Origin of the sequence: Floricoccus penangensis (assembly GCF_001832885.1) — a bacterium.
Lineage (GTDB): Bacteria > Bacillota > Bacilli > Lactobacillales > Streptococcaceae > Floricoccus > Floricoccus penangensis.
In genome coordinates, this window is the sequence record NZ_MKIQ01000028.1 from 1 (window position 1) to 24,221 (window position 24,221).

Annotated in this window: 26 protein-coding genes; 7 read left to right on the top strand and 19 right to left on the bottom strand. The window is 33.3% G+C overall.

All coding sequences use genetic code 11. The features are described from left to right. The 5 genes from BG262_RS06585 to BG262_RS06605 form a co-directional block, all read left to right on the top strand. A partial coding sequence (locus tag BG262_RS06585; RefSeq protein ID WP_143602663.1) for an LPXTG cell wall anchor domain-containing protein occupies nucleotides 1–330 on the top strand: 330 nt, incomplete at its 5' end. Nucleotides 331–477: 147 nt separating this feature from the next. Next, the gene (locus tag BG262_RS06590) at nucleotides 478–1,125 is read left to right on the top strand and encodes a hypothetical protein (protein WP_070788098.1); all 648 of its coding nucleotides are present in this window, start codon (nucleotides 478–480) and stop codon (nucleotides 1,123–1,125) included. A gap of 7 nt (nucleotides 1,126–1,132) precedes the next feature. Continuing rightward, on the top strand, nucleotides 1,133–2,143 hold the full coding sequence (locus BG262_RS06595) for a hypothetical protein (RefSeq protein ID WP_070788099.1): 1,011 nt from the start codon (nucleotides 1,133–1,135) through the stop codon (nucleotides 2,141–2,143). A gap of 127 nt (nucleotides 2,144–2,270) precedes the next feature. After that, nucleotides 2,271–3,560, top strand: coding sequence for an extracellular solute-binding protein (locus BG262_RS06600; RefSeq protein ID WP_070788100.1), 1,290 nt, complete (start codon nucleotides 2,271–2,273; stop codon nucleotides 3,558–3,560). Nucleotides 3,561–3,677: 117 nt separating this feature from the next. After that, a complete protein-coding gene (locus tag BG262_RS06605) occupies nucleotides 3,678–4,349 on the top strand; it encodes a VTT domain-containing protein (protein WP_158006656.1) in 672 nt (223 codons plus the stop codon). 22 nt (nucleotides 4,350–4,371) lie between these two features. Here the strand turns inward: BG262_RS06605 and BG262_RS06610 are convergent, their stop codons facing one another. The 6 genes from BG262_RS06610 to BG262_RS06635 all read right to left on the bottom strand — a co-directional run bounded on the left by BG262_RS06610 (nucleotide 4,372) and on the right by BG262_RS06635 (nucleotide 8,225). After that, nucleotides 4,372–4,713: a type II toxin-antitoxin system PemK/MazF family toxin gene (locus BG262_RS06610; protein ID WP_070788102.1), complete on the bottom strand. Its 342-nt coding sequence runs from the start codon at nucleotides 4,711–4,713 to the stop codon at nucleotides 4,372–4,374. Continuing rightward, nucleotides 4,707–4,958 (bottom strand): AbrB/MazE/SpoVT family DNA-binding domain-containing protein, encoded by a 252-nt coding sequence (locus BG262_RS06615; RefSeq protein WP_070788103.1) that lies wholly within the window; start codon nucleotides 4,956–4,958, stop codon nucleotides 4,707–4,709. The genes BG262_RS06610 and BG262_RS06615 overlap by 7 nt, the downstream gene beginning before the upstream one ends. Nucleotides 4,959–5,098: 140 nt before the next feature. Next, nucleotides 5,099–5,971 (bottom strand): sensor histidine kinase, encoded by an 873-nt coding sequence (locus tag BG262_RS06620; RefSeq protein ID WP_070788104.1) that lies wholly within the window; start codon nucleotides 5,969–5,971, stop codon nucleotides 5,099–5,101. Next, complete coding sequence (locus BG262_RS06625) at nucleotides 5,968–6,624, bottom strand: response regulator transcription factor (RefSeq protein WP_070788105.1); 657 nt, start codon at nucleotides 6,622–6,624, stop codon at nucleotides 5,968–5,970. Before BG262_RS06625 ends, BG262_RS06620 begins: the two co-directional genes overlap by 4 nt. Nucleotide 6,625: 1 nt before the next feature. Continuing rightward, nucleotides 6,626–7,669 carry a VanZ family protein gene (locus tag BG262_RS06630; protein ID WP_070788106.1) on the bottom strand — a complete coding sequence of 348 codons (1,044 nt, stop codon included), beginning with the start codon at nucleotides 7,667–7,669 and terminating at the stop codon, nucleotides 6,626–6,628. A 7-nt stretch (nucleotides 7,670–7,676) separates the two neighbouring features. Then, entirely contained in the window at nucleotides 7,677–8,225 is a 549-nt protein-coding gene (locus BG262_RS06635) for a helix-turn-helix domain-containing protein (RefSeq protein WP_070788107.1), read from the bottom strand. Nucleotides 8,226–8,397: 172 nt separating this feature from the next. On the opposite strand from BG262_RS06635, the gene BG262_RS06640 reads away from it, so the two are divergent. Continuing rightward, the gene (locus tag BG262_RS06640) at nucleotides 8,398–9,105 is read left to right on the top strand and encodes an AzlC family ABC transporter permease (protein WP_070788108.1); all 708 of its coding nucleotides are present in this window, start codon (nucleotides 8,398–8,400) and stop codon (nucleotides 9,103–9,105) included. Continuing rightward, nucleotides 9,092–9,415, top strand: coding sequence for an AzlD domain-containing protein (locus BG262_RS06645; RefSeq protein WP_070788109.1), 324 nt, complete (start codon nucleotides 9,092–9,094; stop codon nucleotides 9,413–9,415). Before BG262_RS06640 ends, BG262_RS06645 begins: the two co-directional genes overlap by 14 nt. 337 nt (nucleotides 9,416–9,752) lie before the next feature. Here the strand turns inward: BG262_RS06645 and BG262_RS06650 are convergent, their stop codons facing one another. The 13 genes from BG262_RS06650 to BG262_RS06710 form a co-directional block, all read right to left on the bottom strand. Continuing rightward, nucleotides 9,753–11,756 carry an FtsX-like permease family protein gene (locus BG262_RS06650; RefSeq protein ID WP_070788110.1) on the bottom strand — a complete coding sequence of 668 codons (2,004 nt, stop codon included), beginning with the start codon at nucleotides 11,754–11,756 and terminating at the stop codon, nucleotides 9,753–9,755. 139 nt (nucleotides 11,757–11,895) lie between these two features. Continuing rightward, nucleotides 11,896–13,902, bottom strand: a complete 2,007-nt coding sequence (locus BG262_RS06655; protein WP_070788111.1) for an FtsX-like permease family protein — start codon at nucleotides 13,900–13,902, stop codon at nucleotides 11,896–11,898. Further along, nucleotides 13,903–14,655, bottom strand: a complete 753-nt coding sequence (locus BG262_RS06660; RefSeq protein ID WP_070788112.1) for an ABC transporter ATP-binding protein — start codon at nucleotides 14,653–14,655, stop codon at nucleotides 13,903–13,905. It lies immediately after the preceding gene. A gap of 36 nt (nucleotides 14,656–14,691) precedes the next feature. Then, on the bottom strand, nucleotides 14,692–15,036 hold the full coding sequence (locus tag BG262_RS06665; protein WP_070788113.1) for a YxeA family protein: 345 nt from the start codon (nucleotides 15,034–15,036) through the stop codon (nucleotides 14,692–14,694). 149 nt (nucleotides 15,037–15,185) lie between these two features. After that, nucleotides 15,186–16,007: a prephenate dehydratase gene (gene pheA, locus BG262_RS06670; RefSeq protein WP_070788114.1), complete on the bottom strand. Its 822-nt coding sequence runs from the start codon at nucleotides 16,005–16,007 to the stop codon at nucleotides 15,186–15,188. Next, entirely contained in the window at nucleotides 16,004–16,525 is a 522-nt protein-coding gene (locus BG262_RS06675; protein WP_070788115.1) for a shikimate kinase, read from the bottom strand. Before BG262_RS06675 ends, pheA begins: the two co-directional genes overlap by 4 nt. Next, a complete protein-coding gene (gene aroA / locus BG262_RS06680; RefSeq protein WP_070788116.1) occupies nucleotides 16,526–17,815 on the bottom strand; it encodes a 3-phosphoshikimate 1-carboxyvinyltransferase in 1,290 nt (429 codons plus the stop codon). It abuts the gene before it with no gap. Next, nucleotides 17,805–18,914 (bottom strand): prephenate dehydrogenase, encoded by a 1,110-nt coding sequence (locus BG262_RS06685; protein WP_070788117.1) that lies wholly within the window; start codon nucleotides 18,912–18,914, stop codon nucleotides 17,805–17,807. Before BG262_RS06685 ends, aroA begins: the two co-directional genes overlap by 11 nt. Nucleotide 18,915: 1 nt before the next feature. Then, the gene (gene aroC, locus BG262_RS06690) at nucleotides 18,916–20,082 is read right to left on the bottom strand and encodes a chorismate synthase (RefSeq protein ID WP_070788118.1); all 1,167 of its coding nucleotides are present in this window, start codon (nucleotides 20,080–20,082) and stop codon (nucleotides 18,916–18,918) included. A 106-nt stretch (nucleotides 20,083–20,188) separates the two neighbouring features. Continuing rightward, nucleotides 20,189–21,256: a 3-dehydroquinate synthase gene (gene aroB, locus BG262_RS06695; protein WP_070788119.1), complete on the bottom strand. Its 1,068-nt coding sequence runs from the start codon at nucleotides 21,254–21,256 to the stop codon at nucleotides 20,189–20,191. After that, nucleotides 21,240–22,112: a shikimate dehydrogenase gene (gene aroE, locus BG262_RS06700; RefSeq protein ID WP_070788120.1), complete on the bottom strand. Its 873-nt coding sequence runs from the start codon at nucleotides 22,110–22,112 to the stop codon at nucleotides 21,240–21,242. The genes aroB and aroE overlap by 17 nt, the downstream gene beginning before the upstream one ends. Before the next feature lie 9 nt (nucleotides 22,113–22,121). Then, nucleotides 22,122–22,802 (bottom strand): type I 3-dehydroquinate dehydratase, encoded by a 681-nt coding sequence (gene aroD / locus BG262_RS06705; RefSeq protein WP_070788121.1) that lies wholly within the window; start codon nucleotides 22,800–22,802, stop codon nucleotides 22,122–22,124. Then, nucleotides 22,799–23,956 (bottom strand): class I SAM-dependent rRNA methyltransferase, encoded by a 1,158-nt coding sequence (locus tag BG262_RS06710; protein ID WP_070788122.1) that lies wholly within the window; start codon nucleotides 23,954–23,956, stop codon nucleotides 22,799–22,801. Before BG262_RS06710 ends, aroD begins: the two co-directional genes overlap by 4 nt. Nucleotides 23,957–24,221 lie beyond the last annotated feature (265 nt).

The following is a 24,221-nucleotide window of genomic DNA, read 5'->3' on the forward strand; positions in this document are numbered from 1 at the left end:
AAGCCTCAAGAGTCTGCTAAGCCTCAAGAATCTGCTAAACCTCAAGAGTCTGCTAAGCCTCAAGAGTCTGCTAAACCTCAAGAATCTGCTAAGCCTCAAGAATCTGCTAAGCCTCAAGAATCTGCTAAGCCTAAAGAATCTGCTAATAAAGATGGAGCAAAAGGTAACAATACTAAAGTCAATACAAATTCTAAAGCAACAGCAAAATCTGATGAAACTAAGGAGCTACCAAAAACTGGTGAAAATTCATTCATTACAAGTGTATTAGTTGCTCTAGGGCTTACAAGCATTGCTGGTGCAACATTCTTAAATCGTAAAAAAAATAAATAACACGTAAATAAAAAATTTTTGAAAAAGAAAAGATAAGTCGTTTTAAATAGAAAAAGAAAAAATAAGTCGTTTTAATAGAAAAGAGAAACTTTCAATCTTGTGGCCTGTGGTTCATGGGTTGAAAGTTTTTTGTAAAAAGGAGAAAAAATGTCAAATAAAGAATATAAGTACTCTGATTCCAAAGATCTTGAAAGCTATGCTGTATGGACTTTACCAGAAAATATAGAACAGCTTATAGAAGAAAAAAATTTTAATACACTGACTAAAGAATTTGCTAATGTTTATAAAACTGCTGATGTTCCAGCAGAAGAAATCGAAAAAGAAAAAAGACACGATTTTGTAATCGTTGGCATGAATCCTGGTGACACTATTGATACACATAATAAAAATGTAAAGTATTTGAACTTTCATGGCATAAAAAATAGTGGTACTTATAGACTTGCAGCGGCAATTTATGACACCGAATTATGGGGAGCATACATGACAGACTTAAGCAGAAAAATTTCAAGTAAAGGAAGTGAAATCGAAATAACAGATGAAGATGTAGACGACTTCCTTGAAAGAATTGAAATTGCAAATATCGACTCTGATGCCACCATAATTGCACTTGGAATTTCAACATATGAAGCATTTGAGAACTATAAAGAGTCTAAAAAAGAAAATGGGGTACGACATTCCCAAATTGGTAAGCATCATATTTACTACTTACCTCATTACAGTATGTCTAATGGACATTGGAATACTGAAAAAGTTCATAACAGAGTTCTTGAAATTTTAGAAAATCATAAAAAATAGGAGTTATATGAAAAAATCATTTATTATTTCAGCAAGTATTCTTTCACTTTTAGCATTGTCAGCATGCTCTGGAAACAAAGAAAATACTTCAACTAGTAAAACAACTAATAGTAAAGTAGAAACCAAAAAAGAAGATAAATCTTCAAACAGTGCTATAAAGGAATCAACTATTTCCTCTTCAACTTTATCAAGTGAAGACAAAGCCAAACAAGAAGAGCAAGGAAAAATTGACAACTTTAATACTTTATCTGATAATCTTAAATACCTTATGATTGGTACAACAGTTGACGAAAGGATTAAGAGTGGCCTTGAAGGATTGACCCTTTATTATACTCCAGAGGGAGAATTCACTTACATTTATGCAACTTCCAACATGGGAGTCGGCCATCCTTTTTACAAACTAAAGGTAGATAACAACTCAGTAATTCCAGTTGATGGTGTTGTAAGAGAAAGTTCAAATACATATGCCGATGCTCCAGTAGATACAACCCCTGTTTCTAAAGCAAAGCTTTATGATGAATATATTGCAAATAAATCCCTTTATGATGGTGCAGCAACTAGAGTAGAAAAATCCCAAAATACCGAATCTGCTTCTGAATCTTTTGATAGGCAAAAATCTTATGTGAATAATTCTAAATATAAAGACATGACTATGGAAGAAGCACTTAATAAAGGCGATGCTGATGCAGTAGCGAGAATCAAATCACTGGATGGAACTTGGAAACCGTCAGATGGTGGGGCAAATATGATAATCAAGCTTTCTCAGGATGGAAATAACCTTTCTGCCTCGATAGAAGGTCAGATGGTTGGAAGTTGGATGATTAATGCTTCTTCTGCTGTTAATGATGGTCAAAATGTAATTCTTACGAATGCTGGTCAAGGAATTACAGATGTATTCTTCAATACAAAATTCATTTTCAAAGATGATAATACTATGGAAATGTTCGATGTTGAAAACTTTAACTATAATTCAAATAAATGGGTTGATGATACGACCTTCTACTCTAGAGTAAATTGAGTATTATAAAAAATAATAAGAATTAATAATAAAAATAAGTATATTTTTTAGTCCTAGAATCATAAAAATAATGTATAATAATATGTGATATTGTGAAAAAATCAAATAAATTTTTAAGGGTGGTTTTATGAAACTAAAAAGACTTTATGTACTTATTTTTTCTTTCTTCTCTATTTTATCTCTTTCTGCTTGTTCTAAAGAAAATGATAATGTAAATGCAAATGATACAAAGCCCGATATAATAACTAAATTAACTGGTAATACTGAAATTACTTTTTGGCATGCTATGAATGGTCCTCTTGAAGAAGCATTGACTAAGATTACAGAGGATTTCATGGAGGAAAACCCTAATATCAAGGTTAATCTACAGAATCAGGGTGATTATTCAGCACTGCATGCAAAAATTAATACAACTGCTCAAAATCCAAAAAATTTCCCTACTATCTCTCAAGCATATCCTGGCTGGATTTATAGTTTAGCAGTTGATGGCCAACTAGAAAATTTAAAATCTTACTTTGAAAATGACACTATTGGTTGGGGTAATCAACCTAAAATCAAACAGTCGTTTTTAGATGGTGCCAAAATTGAAGGCATTCAATATGGTATTCCTTTTAATAAATCAACTGAAGTTCTCTATTACAATGCTGATTTATTGAAAGAATATAACCTTAATATACCAAAAACGATAGATGAACTCCGTGAGGTTTCAAAAGTAATTTATGAAAAAAGCAATGGCCAAATAAAAGGTGCAGGCTTTGATTCATTTTCTGTCTATCACACAATTGGCTTAAAAGACCAAGGAATTACCTTCTCAGAAGATACTAAATTTGATAGCAAAGAATCTCGTCAGGTAATCGATTTCTACGCTGATGGAGTTGACCAAGGTTACTTTACTATTGCAGGCTCTGATAAATCAATGACAATCCCATTTGTAAACGAAAAAGTTGCCATGTTCATCGGAAGCATTTCTCGTGAAAGTTTTGTTAAAAAGGATTCAGCTAGCAAGTTCCAATACAATGTTGCAGCACGTCCCTCAGTTCACAACATCCAACAAGGTACAGATATTTATACCTTTGCAAGTGCAAGCGATGAGCAAAAAACAGCAGCCTTTCTCTTCATGAAATATCTTTCTAAACCAGAAGTTCAACTTTATTGGAGTCAGAAAACAGGCTATATGCCCACTGTTGAAGAGGTGCTTAATTCAGACAAATATCAAGACTCTAAGGAATCAAAAGTACCTGCTGTAATTAATGAGACTACTAAGAATTTAATAGTCACAAAAGATACAAAAAATTCCGATGCTGCATATGCCCAAGTAAATGCAAGTATGACAGAAATTTTATCTAGTCCAGCAAGCGACCGAGAAAAGTTAATTAAAAAAGCAACAATTGAAATTGACGATACTTGGAAACAATAAAACAAAAAAACTAACTGTTAAATTAAGCAGTTAGTTTTTTGAATTTGGACATCACTTTTCTTTATTTTATTTTTTTGTGCTAAAATGGGTAGAAAAAGATTTAGAAAGGTACAACAAATGAAAAATATAAGTTTCAAAAAGAAATTAATTATTGTGTGTGCAATAATCGTTGTTGCCTGTCTTTTCTATTATCTTTATGAGAATTATTATCAAGATATACTAATGATATTTGATTCAAGCATTGACAGGAAGATTGTCATAGAGGAGCTTCGCTCACATGGACCTCTTTCAGCAGTTGTACTTCTTCTTCTAATATGTACACCATTTGTTCCATACTCAGTACTAGTGGTATTTACTGCCTTATCCTACGGAGCATTTCTTACTAGTATATTTGCAATTTTGGGGGCAGTAATTAGAAGTCTTTTCTTCATATATATTTTTGATAAGGTGAATCATTTAGTTCCAAATGCTAAATCATTTAAAATTATTCAGGCTTTAAAAAATAGTAAGCATCCAATAATTGAGCTAAGTCTTGCTTATATGATGCCCATAATTCCAAAATTTGCCATAAATTACACCGTTACACTTTTGGATTTATCACTAAAAGAAGTAATACTTATCTTAGTTATAGGTTCAGCACCAAAAAGTATATTATTAGCATATGATGGTGATGCTTTACTCCATGGAGATATTAAAAATATAATTATTATCTTTTGTGTGGTGCTAGTACTACTTGTTCTACTCTATCTTTTTAAATTCAAAAATATGTTAGGACAAAAAGAAAAATGAAAGTCATCTGGCTTTCATTTTTTTATATTTCATCAAATACGGTTCTAGCTTTTGAAAGCAATTCTTCTAAAAGTATTTCATTGACACTTTCAATATAATCATGCTTTCTATAATTAAAATCAATAGTTACAATTTGATCAAGTAACACACTTCCCTTGGTAATCGTATTATGATTTTTCAATGAAATATAATAGGGATATTTTCTTTTGGTATTACTTATTGCTGCAAAAACTGCAACATTTGAATACTTTGAAATCAGATTATTACTTAAACATATATAGGGACGATAACCCATCTCTTCATGACCTTCTTTGGGATTAAGATTGATTTTTATAATATCCCCTTGAGATATTTTTTTTACCATTCTTCTCTCCCTCCAGATTTAAAAGTGAAAACTTGAGAATCAAAATATTCTTCTTCATAATCCTCAAAAAGTTCAACTGCTGTGAGGATTTTCCTTTCTGAAGTTCGTCTAGATAAAAATAATTCATTATTTTCAATTCTAATACGAACTCTATCACCAATATGAAGATTTAACTTTTTAACCATTTTATTGGGTATAATGATAATCTTAGAATCCCCAAAACTTCTTAGAAGCGTTAGTACCATTTTAATCCTCCATTAAAAATACTAATCACTAATCAAAAATTTATCAAAACATAACTTGAATATAGATTATCATAAGTAAAAGATATTGTCATAATCTAGCTGTAAAAAAAAAAGAAAGCTATTAGTCTTTCTTTTTCGATTTATTTTTTATTTATCCTAACTTTAGTTCCCTTATCAACTTGCGACTCTACTGTTATTTGAAAGTCTAATTTATCTAAGATTGTTTTTGAAAGATAAAGTCCTAGTCCTGTTGATTTTTTCTCAAGGCGGCCATTGTAGCCTGTAAAGCCATGTTCAAAAAGTCTTGGAATATCTTCTGATAAAATACCAATCCCTGTGTCTTCAATAGTTAAAGATTTATCTTCTAAAATGAATTTTACACTTCCACTATTTGTATATTTTACAGCATTGTTGATAATTTGTTCAAGAGCAACTGAAAACCATCTCTTGTCAGTCACAAGAATCCAATTTCCCGTAATTTCAACAGTTAAATCCTTGGCGATAAACTGACTAGCGTACTTTTTAACTAGACTAGTGACCACATCTTTTGCATCAAATTTGTCAAAACGATAGTCTGTAGAAATATTGTTTAAACGAAGGTATTCAAGCAAAATATTTAAGTAATTATCAACTTGAAATACTTGGTTTTTAAGTACAGTGTTATCTACATCGTTAGTTTGAACCATGAGATCGATTGATGCAAGTGGAACTTTCATCTGATGACTCCAAATCCTTACAATATCAGTTAAATTTTTATCAAAAAGAACTACAGCTTCTAGCCTTTCAGTAACATTTTTCAGCTCATCTTCAAGGAGAGTTAGTTTTCTTCTATCATTAGACCATTTTCGATAATCGAAAAAAAGGAAAAATAAGACAATTAGCACACCTAATAGAGTAGCATTTATCAGCGGTTCAAGTTTCAAATGCCAAAGTGAAAATGTTAAGAGGTAAATAACGAATACAAGAGCCAAAGTCCAAATTAGGAAAAATTTTTCTTTTAAATATTGTTTCATTTTAATACATACCCGACTCCACGCACTGTGTGGATATGTTCAAATCCGATTTCTGCTAATTTTTTTCTAAGTCTTGCAATATTAACCTGCAAAGCATTTGCATCAAAGAAATCATCACCCTCCCAAAGTTTAGCAAGAAGTGCTTCTTTAGTTAATACTGTTCCAGCTTGTTCAAATAAAGCTCGAATTATGCGGTTTTCTGTAGCGGTTAAATGGACATTTCCATTTGTTCCTGTCACTTGACCATCAAATGAAAGAGAAAAATCACCAAACTGCAAGGAAGAATTTGAAAAATCAGATGTTCTTCTTAATAAAGCATTGATTTTTGCCTTAAGTATTTCAAGAGAAAATGGTTTTGAAATGAAATCATCTGCTCCCATATTCATTGCCATGATGGCATTCATCTCATCAGTCGCACTTGATATAAAAATGATTGGTACTTTGCTTTTTTTGCGTACTTCTGTCGTCCAATAAAAACCATTGAAATAAGGCAAGGTTATATCCATTAAAACCAAATCTGGCTCAAACTCTGAGATTTCTTGACTTACACTTCTAAAATTTTGCACACTAGCAACTGAAAATTCTTGGCTAAGTGCTGTTTTTAAGCTATTAACGATTGATTCATCGTCTTCAACAATAAAAATTTTTTTCATATTATTTACCTACTAATCTAGTATGGCTAAGTCGCTCATACCACAGTCTTTTTGTTTTATTAAAGATTGCTAAAAGAAAATCAAGTCCTTCTATCAAGATTAATGCTGCACAAATCATTAGTCCAATGTAAATTCCTGATAGTTCACTTTCTGGTGCAGTACCTGTTAAATCAAGTAATCTTCCTGCAATTATAAAAGGAATAAAATTAATAGCCATTAAAATCATTCTTAGAGTAATCAAAAGTCTATTTTCCGGTTCTATATATATTTTAACCAGAAATTGTCCAAGCGTTCTTTTAAAAATAATAGACGGAATTAGAAATACAATCAGTGGTCCTATATAAAATTGGCTTACAAATGGTGTGATTATTGAAAGTAATATAAGATCAACTACAATTCCAGTTAATCTTCTTGTAAATGATACTTGAGATGACTTTATCTGAACTTTATCTAAGTCTGGTAAAAAATTCTTAAGTATTTGTCCCAAGCCATAACCGAATAATGCACCTGCTGTATTTATCATAAGATCATCAACATCAAAGAGGCGATATGGTCTAGGATATAGACCAAAGAGAGCTGACCGTTGAATGAGCTCAAATGATAGGGTCAGAAGGAAGCTATATATCAGTGTTGTGCTAAATTTTTTCTTGAAAAGATATGACATGTAAACACCGAAGGGCAACGTCAAAAGGAAATTGAAAAATGGTTGGATAAAGGTCCAATGCTTAAGTGCTGGAAGCCATGTTGATTTGTCTGATAGCACGAAGGGACTATATTCTTTGAAATATCTTACAAATTCAAAAGGCTTGAGATTTTGAACAGGTCCTGTCATATGCTCTACTTCTTCTCGACTGGGTAGAGGGAAGATAGTCATGGCATAAGCACAAATTATATATAAAACGAAGGAAAATGTAACCAAAAGTCGCCATGTACTCACACTTCCACGCTTGCGATACTGAATGATAAAGTATGGCAGAATCATAAGAAAGGCGACTGCAAAAAATATTAGGACACCCATCTGGATTGGTTGTAAATAAATTCTCATTTTTTACCTACTTATAATAAATAATTAAAACAAATTTGAGTAAATCACTACCAGTATTTATGTAAGTATGTTCTTGGTTGGCATCAAAAGAAATTGCATCATCGGCTGCTAAATCATATTCCTTACCATCGATAACCATTTTCAAATTACCTTCCAAGACCATTATATATTCTTCAGATTTCAAAGAATGCCCTACCGATTTATGTTTTTGACCAGCCTTGATTTCCATCTGAAAGAGCTCAAAAGTTCTTTGGTTTGTATCACCATAATATAAATAAAGCGAGGCATTATCATCTAAATTTTGAAGGGATACCTGATCCTTCTTTATGATTGTTACTGTTTCAGCTTCTTCTTCCTCAAATAATGCAGTATAAGGAATATCAAGACCACTACAAATCTTCCAAATAGTATTTATGGTAGGATTTGTTTCACCATTCTCAATTTGAGAAAGCATTCCTTTACTTATTCCTGAAAGTTCAGAAAGTCTAGCCATAGACATTTTTTTTTCTTTTCTAATTCTATTCAGATTTTCTCCAATTACTTTATTAATATCCAAAACTTTTTCCCCTAAACCATTGACATTTTTTTAATTTCAAATATAATAAACGATAAGTTCAATATATTGAACAAAAATACATATACACTTAATTATAATTTTTTAATGTTCAATTATCAAATAAATTTTTACAAAGTAAACGATGTATTGGAAATGGAGTTATTACATAGAAATGAATAATAATTTGGATTATAAAACAGGTATTAAAGATACACTTCCCACAGTATTTGGCTTCATTGGTATTGCCATGGCATTTGGTGTAATCGGCAAGTCAGCAGGTCTTTCAACAGCACTTGTTGGCCTAATGTCACTCTTAGTCTATGCTGGTTCAGCTCAATTTATTACAGTTAGTATGCTTGCTGCTGCGAGTCCAATCCTTCCCATCATCTTGTCAACATTTCTTGTAAATTCAAGAATGATTTTAATGAGCATGACTCTGGCACCATATTTCAAAGACGAGTCACTTGGAAAAAATATTCTACTCGGAAGTCTCTTAACTGATGAAAGTTTTGGATTAGCTGTAAACAAGCTTAATTTTACAAATGATAAGTTGTCATTTTCTTGGCTAAATGCTTCTAATACTGTAGCCTACTTAACCTGGGTTATTTCGAGCATTTTAGGAGCGATTCTTGGAAACTTTATTAGTGATCCTAAAAAATTTGGCTTAGATTTTGCATTAGTTGCTATGTTCATAGGACTTTTATACTTACAGGTTTTATATGACAAAGGGTTAGATAAAGCTTTACAGTTAATCGTTATTGCAATCACTTTAGCTTTGACCTATCTCGGACTTATATTCCTACCAATAAATTTATTAATAATTGTAGTAACACTAATAACATGTGGAATCGGGGTACTTGTCAAAAATGCTTTCTTTTAATTACGTAATACTTACAATAATCGGCTGTGCAGTAGTTACATGGCTTTCTCGAGTTCTCCCCTTTATTCTTTTGAAAAAGTTTAATTTACCAAAAACAGTCAATGAATTTTTATCATTTGTACCGATTGTCATTATGTCAGCACTTTGGTTCAGTCATCTTTTCATTTCAAATACTGGACACCTTCCAGATATAAATTATGAGTATCTTATTGCGTCAGCACCCACAGTACTAAGCGCTGCCATTACTAAAAATCTTCTTGTAATTGTTTTAGTCGGTATGGTTTCTCTCGCACTACTTAGACTTATATAAAAAGAGTTCTTATTCTGAAAACGAATAAGAACTCTTTTTATATTAACTTGTTTTTGAAGTCATCAACGCTCAACAATATTATAATAAACCTTTGAAGTAAGCTTATAAATAAAGAAGTAAATTCCAGTTATGACTAAAATTGTTAAAACACTAACTATAAAAATTTGTCCACCATTAGAAATACTAAATATCAGAAGTAATTTTTTTATCAGGATGAAGGCAAAGGCGAAGTGCCATTGAAACTTACAAGCTGAGCTTGTTCTAGTTTCATGGACATCGGAAGCTGGATAAATTTAAGTTACTGAGATAATAATTTCAATCATGAAATATTGATTCCCTATCTCTCAACAATATTATAATAAACCTTTGAAGTAAGCTTATAAATCAAGAAGTAAATTCCAGTTATGACAAAAATTGTTAAAACACTAACTATAAAAATTTGTCCACCATTAGAAATACTAAATATCAGAAGTAATTTTTTTATCAGGATGAAGGCAAAGGCGAAGTGGACTACTGCCATCATTATTGGCATAAAGAATACCATCATAACTTGGCTCTTGATTGTTTGTGCTACTTCATTTTTAGATAGTCCAACTTCTTGTAGAATTTTATAACTACGTTTATCTTGTGCACCTTCTGAGACTTGCTTGTAATAGATAATTAAACCAGCACCCAAAATAAATGTTAACCCCATAGTGAAGCCAATAAAGAGGAAGCTTCCAGTAAATTCCTTCATTACTGAAGTCATTTCTGCTTTTGAAACTGTATTTTCATATGCACTATTTGAAACTTCATTATTTTTTATTGAAAGAGAAAGATTTTCATCAAGCTGCTTACTGAAATTTTCAAGTTCCATATCATCAAGATTAAAGTAGGCGTTCGTATTGATTGTCATATCAGAATTAGATTGATTTCCATCCTTTTTCCCTGCTTGATTATATATGCTAACATATTTTTCCATTTCAGTTTTATTAGGAAAAATAATATAGAAAATTTTAATTCCCGAAAGTTCATTAGTTACGTTTTTCAGGTCTTTTATTACATCCTTAACCACAAGTTTTTGCCCCATCCAATTTACAGACTTGGCAGAGGTTTTCCCATTTGGTGAACCAATTATCACTTCATCACCAGAAATATCAGCAAGAGAATCATTCCCAATCTTAACTAGGTCTTCTCGGTTAAGAATTTTGACCCCAGAATAATCCATTTTAAAGTCCTTAGCATCTGAGCGTTCAATCTTAATTTCCTCATCAGAAGGATTAATTCTTGCAATTTTATTTGCTGAACTGTAAATTATGTCGATTTTAGGATTTGCTGCTGTATCAAAAATAAGCGACTCAGCCTTTTCTTTAGAAACACCTGAGAGTGTGGCTGAGACTGTAGTGTTATCCGGGAAGGTTTGCTTGATAACATCCTTGACACCCGTGTGGAGGGCTACAGTTACTGCAAGGGTTACAAAAGTCATTGAGACCAAGACGGTAATATTAGCAAGACCCACTGCATTTTGCTTCATCCGATAGAGCATTGAGCTTATAGTGATAAAGTGCTTTGGTTGATAATAATATTTTTTGTTAGCTTTTTGGTGCTTTAAGAGCCAAATAGTAAAGCTGATGTAAAAAAGATAAGTACCAACTATTACTAAAGCTACTGCTAGGAAGAATTTTGTCAAAGCATCAATAGGGTTTTGGACAGTCACTGCAATGTAATAACCAAGACCAAGCAAGAGAACACTTAAAATAGCAAAAATAATATTAGCTTTCGGTTCTCGTTCACCTTGACTTTCTTCTTTAAGAAGACTTAAAGATGAGTTTCTTCTTATGGTGTTATTGCTCATGATTATGAGTAGAATAAAAATTATTAAGAAAAAGATTGAAACTACGAGAATTGGCTGAAGTGAAAATTCAAGACCAAAATAATTACCACCTATTAACTTCACAAGTATTAAATATAGAAATTTAGATAAGGCAAATCCTACTACTGTGCCTATTGCTATTGTAGCGAGTAATAAGATTATTAACTCATAAAATGATATACGAGCAATCTGCGATTTTGATAGTCCAAGAATCTCATAAAGACCAAATTCTTTAGTTCTTTGCTTGAGTAAGAATCGGTAACTATAAACTAAAATTACTACAGCAAATAGAGATATGATGAAAAATCCAATTGCCATAAAAACTTTTGTAGTGCCAGCTCCTTGTTTTAATTTATCAATTGACGGACTAAAAACAATTGAAGCAAGTATTAAATCCATTACAAACATTACTGTTGATGCCAAAATAAATGGTGCAAAATTAGAAAATGATTTTCTAACATTATTTATTGCGAGTTTTAGGTAAAACATTCTTTGTCTCCTTAATTAATTCATTAATAAAAGTATACAACTCCCAAAGCTCATATTTCTTACACTATTAACACCTATTCTTACAATTTAGTAAGAAAGAAAAAAGCCCATCAACTGATGGACTAATTTTCAAACCATATTAAGGTCTCTCAACAATATTGTAGTATACTCTTGAAGTTAATTTATAAATTAGGAAATATATTGCCGCAACACCTAAGATAGTAGCTGCGCTGACACCTAGGATTAAACCACCATTTGTCACTCCAAATATTTCCAATAACTTCTTAATCATTAGGTAGGCAAAGGAAAAATGTATTACTGCTAATGCTATTGGCATAAAGAATACCATCATAACTTGACTCTTAATAGTTTGAGCAACTTCTTTCTTAGAAAGCCCAACTTCTTGTAGAATCTTATAATTACGCTTGTCTTGTGCACCTTCTGATACTTGTTTATAGTAGATGATTAAGCCAGCACCTAAGATAAATGTCAGACCCATAGTAAATCCGATAAATAAGAAGCTTCCTGTGAACTCATTCATTACAGATTGCATTTCCTTACGGGACATTGTATTTACATATGTACTTTCAGATAATTCTTTATTAGAAACCATTTTTGAAACTTTGGCATCAAGTTGATCCTTGAACTCATCAATTTGTTTTTCATCGAGTTTTAAATATACATTTGTTGAAATTGACATATTGAAGGCAGACCCATTATCCTCTGCCTTATCCACAGAATTGTAATCGTTGATATATTTTTCCATTGTAGCTTGATTAGGAAAAATGATATAGAAAGACTTCATTCCCGAAATCTCATTATTTACATTTTTAAGATTTGTAATTATATCCTTAACCACAAGTTTTTGACCCATCCAATTAACAGTCTTGGCAGTTGTTTTTCCGTTAAATGAACCAACAATCACTTCATTACCAGAAATATTTGCAAGAGAATCATTTCCAATCTTAACTAGATCTTCTCGATTAAGAATTTTAACATTGGCATAATTTTTACCCATTTGATTGCTTGATTGACTATCCATCTTGATTTCAGAATCTTCAGGAGCAATCGTCGCAATTGTGTTAGCATTGCTGTAATCAATATCAATTTTAGGATTCATGCTTGTAGTAGCGATTACTGATTCAGCTTTATCCCTAGTAATTCCATAAAGTGTTGTCGAAACCGTTGTATTATCCGGGAAAGCTTGGTTTGTAACATCCTTTACACCAGTATGTAGAGCAACCGTAATAGCTAGGGTTACAAAAGTCATGGCAACAAGTACTGTGATATTAGCAAGACCCACTGCATTTTGCTTCATACGATAAAGCATTGAGCTTACTGTGATGAAATGTTTTGGTTGATAATAATATTTTTTGTTAGCTTTTTGACGTTTCAAGAGCCAAATAGTAAAGCTTAAGTAGAAAAGGTAAGTACCAATAATTACTAAAATTACTGCAATGAAGAATTTTGTTAATGCTTCAATAGGATTTTGAACAGTTACTGCCATATAGTATCCAGCACCAATAAGAACAAGGCTTAATAATGCAAAAACAAAGTTTGCTTTTGGTTCTTTTTCCCCACGGCTTTCCTCTTTTAGAAGAGAAAGTGAAGAATTTCTTTGGATGGTAATACTTGAAATAAGAATAAGTAAGAAATAGATAGCAAGAAATACAAACGTTACTACTCCAACGGCTATTAATGAAAAATCAAGACCAAAGTAATCACTTCCGATTAATGTTGCTAAAATCAAATATAGGAATTTAGCAAGAATAGTACCAACTATTGTTCCAATAAGAACAGTAGCAAGAAAAAGAATTAATAATTCATCAATAGAAACTCGAGCAATTTGTGATTTGGAAAGCCCTAAAATTTCATAGAGCCCAAATTCTTTTGTCCTTTGCTTAATCAGAAAACGATAACTATAAACCAAGATTATGACTGCAAAAGCTGAAATAATGAATAGTCCCATTCCCATTAAAGTTCCAGTGGTAGTTGCTCCATGTTTCATTTTTGCAAGTGATGGACTAAATAAAATCGATGCAATAATTAAGTCCATTACAAACATTACTGTTGAAGCTAGGATAAATGGTGCAAAATTAGAAAATGATTTTCTAATATTATTTATGGCAAGTTTTAAATAAAACATTTACTCACCTCCTAGAAGCGCGCTCATTGTAAGGTTAATCTCCTTATTAAATTCAGTAGATGTTTTTCCTGAACGATAAAGTTGGTGGAAAATTTGTCCATCTTTAATAAATAGAACTCTTTTAGCATGGCTTGCAGCAAGACTTGAGTGAGTAACCATAACGATAGTTTGACCTTCATCATTAATCTCTTCAAATAAGTCTAATAGGTCTTCTGAATTTTTAAAGTCAAGAGCTGCTGTAGGTTCATCCGCAAGTACAAGTTCTGGACTTGTAATCAAAGCACGCGCAATTGCAACACGTTGTTTTTGCCCACCTGATAATTCGAAAGGTTGTTTGTTCAATAAATCAGATATGTTAAGTTTAGGAGCTAAAATATTTAGTCTTTCTTCCATATCACTTACCTTAGCTCTTGATAAAACAAGTGGTAAGAAGATGTTATCACGTACTGATAAAGTATCAAGCAAGTTAAAATCTTGGAATACAAATCCTAAATGTTGACGTCTAAACTCTGCTAAGTTTTGTTCCTTAATCTTAGTAATATCTTCCCCATTAAGAGCAACATAACCATTACTTGGTTTTTCAAGGGTTGCTAGAATATTTAACAAAGTAGTTTTCCCAGAACCTGACTCACCCATAATTGCGATATATTCACCTTCTTCAACCGTAAAGTTTACATCTCTAAGGGCAATAGTTTCTTCTTTTGAAAAACGAGTTTTAAATATTTTTTGTAAATGACTAACTTCTAATAACATAATTTTCCTCTTTCTTAATCTTTATTTATTATACTTTTATTTGGCTTTATCAGGTACTTTACTTGGCTCTACTTCCTCCCAAGATGTCACACCTTTTACTTTATTATAAGTAACTTTAATCCATGCATCACGTTTCATTGGTCTATCTTCAAGATTTCCAAAAGTCATATTTTGCTTTTTACCATCTTTATCTTTACCATCTAATTTGTATTCATAATGTCCATAAACATTTCCGCGAGAGTCCTTATCAGTCTTTCTCTCACCCTCTTCTGTAATTTGAACGTAGTAAGTATGACCGCCATAAGATGACTTATACCAGAAGATACCTCCTCCAATAACTAAAACAAAAATGGAAACTAGTGTAATAATAAATTTTTTCATTTGTATATATTTCTCTTTCTATCTACTTTGATTGAAATTGGTTATTCACAACTCAACCTTACATATATCATTATATAAAAAAAACTAACCTGAAAACTTACAGGTTAGTCAAGAAATCTTACAGAAATGTAAGGTTATGTTAAAAAGTCTCAAAGATAATAAACTTCATATGTTCCAAATAATTTAACGGTTGTACCATTTGCTTCTATATCTGTGAATATTGACGAAAGGTCACCTCCATTATCAAGAAAGTCAAGTAGGAAGAAATACTCACCAAGTACTGTTTTAAGTGGTCTTGATTCAATCTTAGTCAAATCAAGTTTACGTTCAGCAAAAATTTTAAGTGCTTGATAAAGTGCTCCTGGTTGATTGTCGGCAAGGGTCAAAGCTATTGAAACCTTTTTTTCTTTGCTTGTCAAAGTTAGGTTTGGTACTTTTGTTCCCAAAACCCAAAAGCGCGTGTTGTTGTCTTCAATTTCTTGAATATCATTTGCGATAATATCAAGACCATAAGTTTCAGCCGATAAACTTGGCGCAATGGCAGCAATATTATCATCTGGGTTTTCAGCCACATATCTTGCGGCGTAGGCTGTACTTTCAGTTATTTCAAGGGCAGCATGTGGATAGTTTTCATCTAAAAACTTCTTGCTTTGCGCTAAAGCCTGCGGATGAGAGTAAACACGTTCAATTTCTTTATTCAAACCAGTAGCCATCAGTTGTTGCTTGATTGGAAGTACAAGCTCTGCCACAGCAGTAATATTCCCTTGATGAAAAAGATAGTCAACAGTCTGGTGCACACTACCCTCTATCGAATTTTCAACTGGTACCACAGCATAGTCGACAAGCCCCTTTTCGTAAGCTTTTATCAGGTCAGTAATACTTTCCACAGGAACTAAATCAGCTTGAGGAAAGGCAGTCAGACTGGCTGTATAAGTAAATGACCCTATTGGTCCTAAAAATCCAACTTTCATTCTTCCTCCTCAATTCCTAAAGCCTGATAATATTCAACAATCTCATCAATTATCTTATCAACAGTTTTGTCCACATTTACTTCTGAATGTGCTAATTCAAGGTAAAGAGGAAGTCTTCTTTCAAATATTCTCTGTAAATCTTCCTTAGAATTGTTAATAAATAATGGTCTGATATTTTCCTTATCCCTTTCAATTCTCTGATAGAGCTGATTAAAATCAGCTGATAGAAAAATATTTAAGGGATTATTTTTGAGTAATAATTTATTGTCAGGTGATTCGATAACCCCACCACCAGTAGAAATTACCGCTTGTCTATCAATGAGTTTAGCCAGAGTTTCTGTCTCAACCTGTCTAAATGCTTCTTGACCATATTTAGCAAAAAAATCTGATATGGGCATAGCAATAGCTGACTCAACTTCCTTATCTAAATCAATAAAAGGTAAGTCAAGATGAGCTGCAAGTCTTTTCCCCACAGTTGATTTTCCACTAGCCATGAAGCCTAAAAGGATCACTGCCATCTATTTATCCTCAAGTTTTTCAAGATGGTCAAAGAATTGTGGATAAGAGACCGGAATTGCATCTGCTCCTTCAAGCTCGACTGTACCGTTTTCCACAAGAAGGGCTGCTACTGCTCCCATCATACCGATTCGATGGTCATGATAGCTTTCAAGATTTGCATCACCCTTAAGTTTTGTTGGACCAGTTATAATCATGCCATCTTCGGTTGGCTCAATATTAGCACCAAGCTTAGTGAGCTCTTTAGCCACAGCGTCAATGCGGTTTGTTTCTTTGACCTTAAGTTCAGAAGCATCCTTGATGACAGTTTTTCCTTTTGCTTGAGTTGCAAGAAGGGCGATGATTGGAAGTTCATCAATCAAACGAGGAATAATGTCACCAGAAATTTCTGTAGCTACCAAATCACTAGTCTCAACCTTAATTGTGGCAGAAAGATTAGCGTCACCTTCATTGTTAATAACTTTGATTTTTCCATTCATAGCTTCAATAACGTCAATTATTCCAGTTCTTGTCGGATTAATTCCCACATTTTCTAGCACAATCTTACTATTAGGCACAGTAAGTCCTGCTACAAGGAAAAATGCGGCACTCGAAATATCACCTGGAACAGTTATTTCCTGTCCTTGTAACTTTTGTCCACCTTCAACTTTTATAGTTTTACCATCAACATCAATCTTTCCGCCAAACTGAACAATCATATCTTCAGTGTGGTTACGGGTAATTTTCTTCTCAATGATAGTTGATGTACCTTGCGCCTGAAGCGCAGCAAAAATCAAAGCTGATTTCACCTGTGCACTTGCGACTGGTAATTTATATTCAATTGGTTGAAGATTTTTAGAGCCAATCTCAGTAAGCGGTGGGTAAGCTTTCTCGCTTTGTCCATGAATATCCACTCCCATTTGACTTAAAGGTAAAGTAACTCTGTCCATAGGACGTTTTGATAGTGAAGAATCACCAAACATCTTAACCTCAAAATCATTACCAGCTAAAACACCTGATATAAGTCGAATACTTGTACCAGAATTTCCCATATCTAGGTCATTTAAAGGCTTTTTCAAACCTTCAAAACCCTTACCTTCAACCTTAATGGTTTGTCCGTCATCTTCAATATTTACACCTAAATCTTTGAATACTCCAATAGTTGAAAGTACATCATCAGAACGTAAAATATCGTGAACAATGGTTTGTCCATGGGCAATAGAGCCAAAGATAATTGACCTATGTGATATTGATTTATCTCCAGGAACCTTTATCGTTCCATTAAGTCCCTTGCTATTTATATTAAGCTTCATAAACTTTGTATCCTGTCTTTTTCTCTATTATTTCCTGAGCATCATGTTGGTCCTTACCACTTCTAAAAGAAAGTTTAAGTCCACCCATAATTTCTTCCCTGTTTTCAATAATCCTAATGTTAATGATTGAAATACCAGCTTCAGTTAGGTAGCCCAATATCTCGTGGATTACCCCAACCTTATCTGGTACATTGACATACAAATCATAGAAACTTGGAATTGCTCCGTTATGAATTTGCATCGAATCTCTTTTTTCACGCGCGTCATCAAAAAAGCTATAAATTTTTTGGCTATCTCCATCGATAATCTCTTGTTTTATCCCTTGAATGTATTCAGTAAAATCATCCAATCTATCCACAAGCTGTTTTCGGTTGGTCATGATGATATCTGTCCACATATTAGCATCACTTGAAGCAATACGGGTCATATCACGGAAACCTCCCGCTGCTAAAAAGCCAGTTGCTGGATGAATTTTAGCATAGTCACTTGCCTGTTCCACTAAAAGAGCAGCAAGAATATGCGGGAAATGACTAAGTTGACTAGTAACCTTATCATGTTCATGCGCATCAAGTTCGATAAACTGAGCTCTTGTACCCTTTAAAAGTTCCTTAGCTTCTAGCAAATCCTCAGGGCTTGAAATACTTGAAGGCGTTAGCACATAATAAGCATTCTCAAAAAGATTGATATTTGCAGCCAGAACGCCAGACTTGTGACTACCAGCCATAGGATGACCACCGACGAACCTTACATTCTTATCCTTAAATAGTTCCTCGGCTCTTTCCACTATCTCAACCTTTGTCGATGAGGCATCTGTTAGCAAAAGACCTTCTTTTAGCTCATATCCACTAAGTTCTTCCAGAAAATCGATTGAATACTGAACAGGCAGGGCAAGAATAATGTAGTCAAAATCAGAAGCATGATTAATAAGATTATCATTTAATAAAGTCTTATCAATTATCCCTAATTCTAATGCTGTCTCAAGTGACTTTTCATTTCTATCGATAGCAGAAATTTCATACTCTGGGTGTTCTTCTTTAATTGCTAGAGCTAAACTACCACCAATCAAGCCAAGACCCACTAGTAAAACTTTTTTAGTCATATTAGAATTCTTTCAAATCAGCCTTGTATTTATCAAAGGCTTCTTTTAATTCAACGAATGTATCACTTGGGAATTTATCTAAAATTTCGTTTGCAAGAACTGTTGCTACTACATTTTCCATAACAAGTGCTGCTGCTGGAACTGCCGTAGGGTCACTTCTTTCAACTTGAGCCTTGTACGCCTCATGAGTTTCAATATCAACACTCATCAAAGGCTTGTAAAGAGTAGGAATTGGTTTCATGACACCACGAACAATGATATCTTCACCATTAGTCATACCACCTTCAAAACCACCTAGTTTATCAGTTGAACGTGAGTATCCATCTTCCTCTGACCAAGTAATTTCATCCATCACTTGACTTCCAGGACGACGACCTGTTTCAAAACCTAAACCAAATTCAACACCTTTAAAGGCATTGATTGATACAACTGCTTGAGCGATTTTTCCATCAAGTTTGCGGTCCCAATGAACGTATGAACCAAGACCTGCTGGAAGATTTTCAGCACGGACTTCAATTATACCGCCAATTGTGTCGCCATTCTCCTTGATTTCGTCAATGTAAGATTTGATTTCATCTTCAAAATTAGGATTTACAATCTTAACTTGAGACTTTTCAGTCTCAGAAATGATTTGACTTACGGTAAGTTTTTCAGGAATTTCAACTTCAATCCCACCAAAGTTTACGATATGTCCTGCTAGATTCACTCCAAGTTCCGATAAAATTTTCTTAGCAACCGCTCCAATTGCAACTCGCATTGTAGTTTCACGAGCTGATGAACGTTCTAAGACATTACGAAGATCATCAAATTTATATTTCATTCCTCCTACAAGGTCTGCATGACCTGGACGAGGTTTAGTTACTCTTCTTCTCTCCTTGATTTTTTCATCAACATCATAAGGAGCCATTATTTCATTCCAATTTTTGAAATCCTTATTTTCCACGACCATTGTAAGTGGGCTTCCAAGAGTTTTACCATGACGGATACCACTAGTGAAACGAACGCGGTCACTTTCAATTTTCATACGTCCGCCACGGCCATATCCACCTTGGCGTTTTTTCAGCTCTTTATTTATATCTTCATCGGTCAGGTTAAGTCCTGCTGGAAGTCCTTCAATAATTGCTGTTAACTCTGGTCCATGGGATTCCCCAGCTGTAAAGTATCTCATATAATTCTCCACTTCTTTGATTTCTCAGAAAAATTTTGTAATTTTCTGATTAATAAAAGTGTGAAAAGATTTAAAAAAACCTTTTCACTCTTGTCTAATTTATTGACTATTTTTTCAAATAATCTTTCATCTCAGTTAATTCAATTACATTAATTGATGCTTGTCCAATTTCTGGAACGATGATTGTTTTAATTTTACTACCGCGTGCCTTTTTGTCAAGGGTGAGGGCTTGATATAATACTTCTTCATCCCACTTTTCACGATCAATAGGAAGGTGGAACTTTTCAAGCATATCTGTAATTTCTTGTGTGATACCGGCAGGCATGAGACCTTTTTCTTCGGCGATCTTACTCATTTGAGACATACCAAGGGCTACGCCTTCACCGTGGGTCACGATTCCATAACCTGCAGTAGCTTCGATAGCATGTCCGATTGTATGTCCAAAATTGAGAATTAAGCGTTGACCATTATCAAACTCATCTTCAACTACAACCTTGCGCTTTACATTACAGGTAGCTAATATTACTTCTTCAGCATGATTTTCTAAAAGATCGTGCTCATCAGTCATCTTACCAAGTTCTTGCCACAAATCAGCGTCTGCAATCAATGCCGATTTAACAATTTCAGCAATCCCTTCACGAATGCGACGATCATCTAGTGTATTAAGAACATCTGGATCAATAAGAACACCGTCAGGCTGAGCGAATGCACCAACAAGATTTTTAGCCTTACTTGTGTTAACCCCTGTCTTTCCTCCAACTGAAGAATCAACTTGCGCTAACAATGTTGTAGGAACTTGTAAGAAATGAATTCCACGCATATATGTACTAGCTACAAAACCTGCTAAATCTCCGACAACTCCACCACCAAGGGCAATAATTCCATCTGAACGGGTCATTCCACGGTTAGCAAGGAAATCATATACTTTACTTACTGTTGTAAGATTTTTACTTTGTTCACCTTCAAGAAAGCGGAAGACATCAACTTCAAAACCTGCCTCAATCAACTGATTTTTTGCACTTTCAGCATATAATTCAGCAACTCTATTATCAGTAATAATAACGATTTGTTGGGGTTTCCATAAACTCTTGACCCATTCACCCAAATGATTAAAAGAACCACGTTCGATTACAATTTCATATGGATGTGTTTTTAAATCAACTTCTAGTTTCATAAATCTTCCTTTCTAAAGCCTCTTTTATTGTTTGTGCAGGCATTTTTTTCTCAGTCCAAAGTTCAAAGCTTTCAGCAGCTTGATAGACTAGCATACCTAAACCATTTATTGTTCTTACATTTTGAGACTTTGCCCATTTTAAAAATTCAGTTTCTGCTGGTTGATAAATTATATCAGCAACAACAATACCTCCTGAGAGTCTCAAATTAGCATCAACGGGCATTGATTTATCCTTCATACCTATGCTTGTAGCATTTATAAGAAGATTTGATTCATTTACTGAATCTTGTATTTTTTCTTCATCAGCTAAGTCTTGTAAAATAATTTCTACTCCACTAGCTTTTGATATCTTATTTAATTTTTCTTGTAGAATAGGGTAATTCGCCGACTTACGATTAAAGACAAAAACTTTATTAGCTTTTTGTACACATGCCTCAGCAATTATCGCAAGTGCAGCTCCACCACCACCAAGAATGGAAATAGTTTGATCTTCTACCTGATAATTTTCTAAACTGTTAAAAAATCCACTTCCATCTGTTGAATGTCCAAGCAAACTGCCATCTTCTTTAAGAGCAATAGTATTTATGGCTCCAATTAGCTCCGCAACGGGAGTCAATTCATCAACATATTTTACTGCTTCTTTTTTAAAAGGCATGGATAGGTTAATCCCATACATGTCCATTGTTTTTATATTTTCAATTATTTGAGCAAGATTATTATTTTCGATTTCAAAGGCCAAATAAACACCATTCACCTCTGTCATTTCAAAAGCCATATTATGAATAAAGGGTGAATTACTATGCTTTATAGGATTAGCAACTACTGCTGCCAATCTTGTATAACCATTAATATTCATATTTGCCTTCTAACTATCTAGTTGGTCTAAAATTCTTCTTAATTCAGGAAGTGGTAATTGACCAGGAGCTGTTTCACGACCGAGTGAAGCAAATGTCCAAGCACTTTTAGTCCAGCGACCTGCAATTCTTGAGAGTTTCCCTAAACTTCCCATAGCCATTGTAGCAATCCTAGCATGAGGGAAACGGTCAGTTATATCATTTGTAAGATACATAAGCTCTAAGACATTACGTTCTGAACGAGGCATACCAGAAAACTTAACTAGATAAACATTTTGTTCAATCATTTCCTTTAACTTTGTTGACAAATCCAATGGAATTTCTGAAAAATTATGATGACTTAAAACAATTTTATCCTTAAAATCTTTTAAGGCTTCTAAAGCATGCGGATATGAAAAGTATTCGATATCTAAAAAAGTAGGCGAATAAACTGTGATTCCTTTAAGAACATCTATATATTCTTCATCACTAACTTCCATTTCCCCACCTTCACGTTTTGTCCTCAAGGTAAAAAGTAAATTTAATCCAGTAAATTTTTCAAAAACAACTGGAGCTACTTCAAAAATTTCTGCCGCATTACTTAAGTAGTCTGCACGCCATTCAATAACATCAGCTCCTTCAAGTGCCTGCAATTGGATGCTTCTAACATCGTCTGCGGACTTGGGATTTATGGATACTACAATCTCCGTCATTTTAATACCTCAATTATATATACTTTCAAATAATTACTTTGCCTATCATGGATATTTACCGCAAAATCAGCAGGTAGAGAAAACTTTTCTTTTATCTTATACTTCTTAGGTCCAAATCCTTTTTTAATTTGTTCTTCAAATTTAGCAGGACTTAGGTTTTGTGCATTTGTACTAGCAATTATCGTTCCATTTTCACTTAAAATACTTAAGGAATCCGATATCAATTTATGATAATCTTTGGCTACAGAAAAGGTTTGCTTTTTGTTCCGAGCAAAGCTTGGTGGGTCCAAAATTATAAGGTCAAATTTCAGGTCATGTCTATCTGCATATTTAAAGTATTCAAAGATATCCATGACAACAAATTTATTGGCTTCAAGGTCAAATCCATTGGCATCAAAATTATCTGTTGATAACTCACGACTTCTTTTTGCAAGGTCAACACTAACTGTTGACATTGAACCTCCTGCTGCGGCCGCAACTGAAAAAGCTGCTGTATATGAAAAAGTATTTAAAACATTTTTCCCGAGGGCTAATCCATCAATTAAAGAATCACGAACTTCATGTTGATCTAAAAAGATACCAGTCATAAGCCCATCGTTTAAGAAGACTGAGTAATTAATACCATTTTCAAGAATCGTAAATTTTTCCTCTTTTTTTTCTCCAAATAAATGAGCTGACTCATAATCAGATGGTTTGAAACGTATCTTTTCATAAGCCCCTAAAATTTCAGGATAAGCAGTCTGAAATGCTTCAACTATAATTTCTTTTTGGCTTAGAATAAAAGGGTTGTACCAAGAAAACAGAGCATATTCATTATATAAGTCAACCGTCAGTCCACCAAATCCATCTCCATCTTGGTTAAAGACACGAAATGCATTAGTAAGAGGACTTTTGAAATATGAACTTCTTTTTTCCTTTGCAAGCGAGAACAGATTAACCCAAAAATTTTGATTAATCTCTCTGTCTTCTCGATTTACAATCCAACCAATACCTTTATTTTGGGGTGAAAAATAGGAAATAGCTACAAAATCTCCATTACAAGCAAGTCTAGCATAGCCATCCTCAGGTATAGTATTGATATCTTTTTCATCAATTAAATCCACTCCAGATTTAATTTTTTGATGAAATTTTTGTGTTATTTGTAAATTTATCATATGAGGTTTTACTCCTTAACTCCTAGCTCAATATCATATATTTATATTCATCAAGTTAGTCACCACTAATTATAACATAAAACAAATAGCTACTATGTATTTTTTGAATATTTAGTGATTAATAATCATTACAAATGTATATTTACTTAAGTTACGTTTAAGATTTATTTATGAAATTTTTTATACTATGTTTAAGAAATCCTATCAACCAGTTTTTTGCTTTTTATAACCTAAAATAGTAAAATAAGATAATCGCCTATTATGG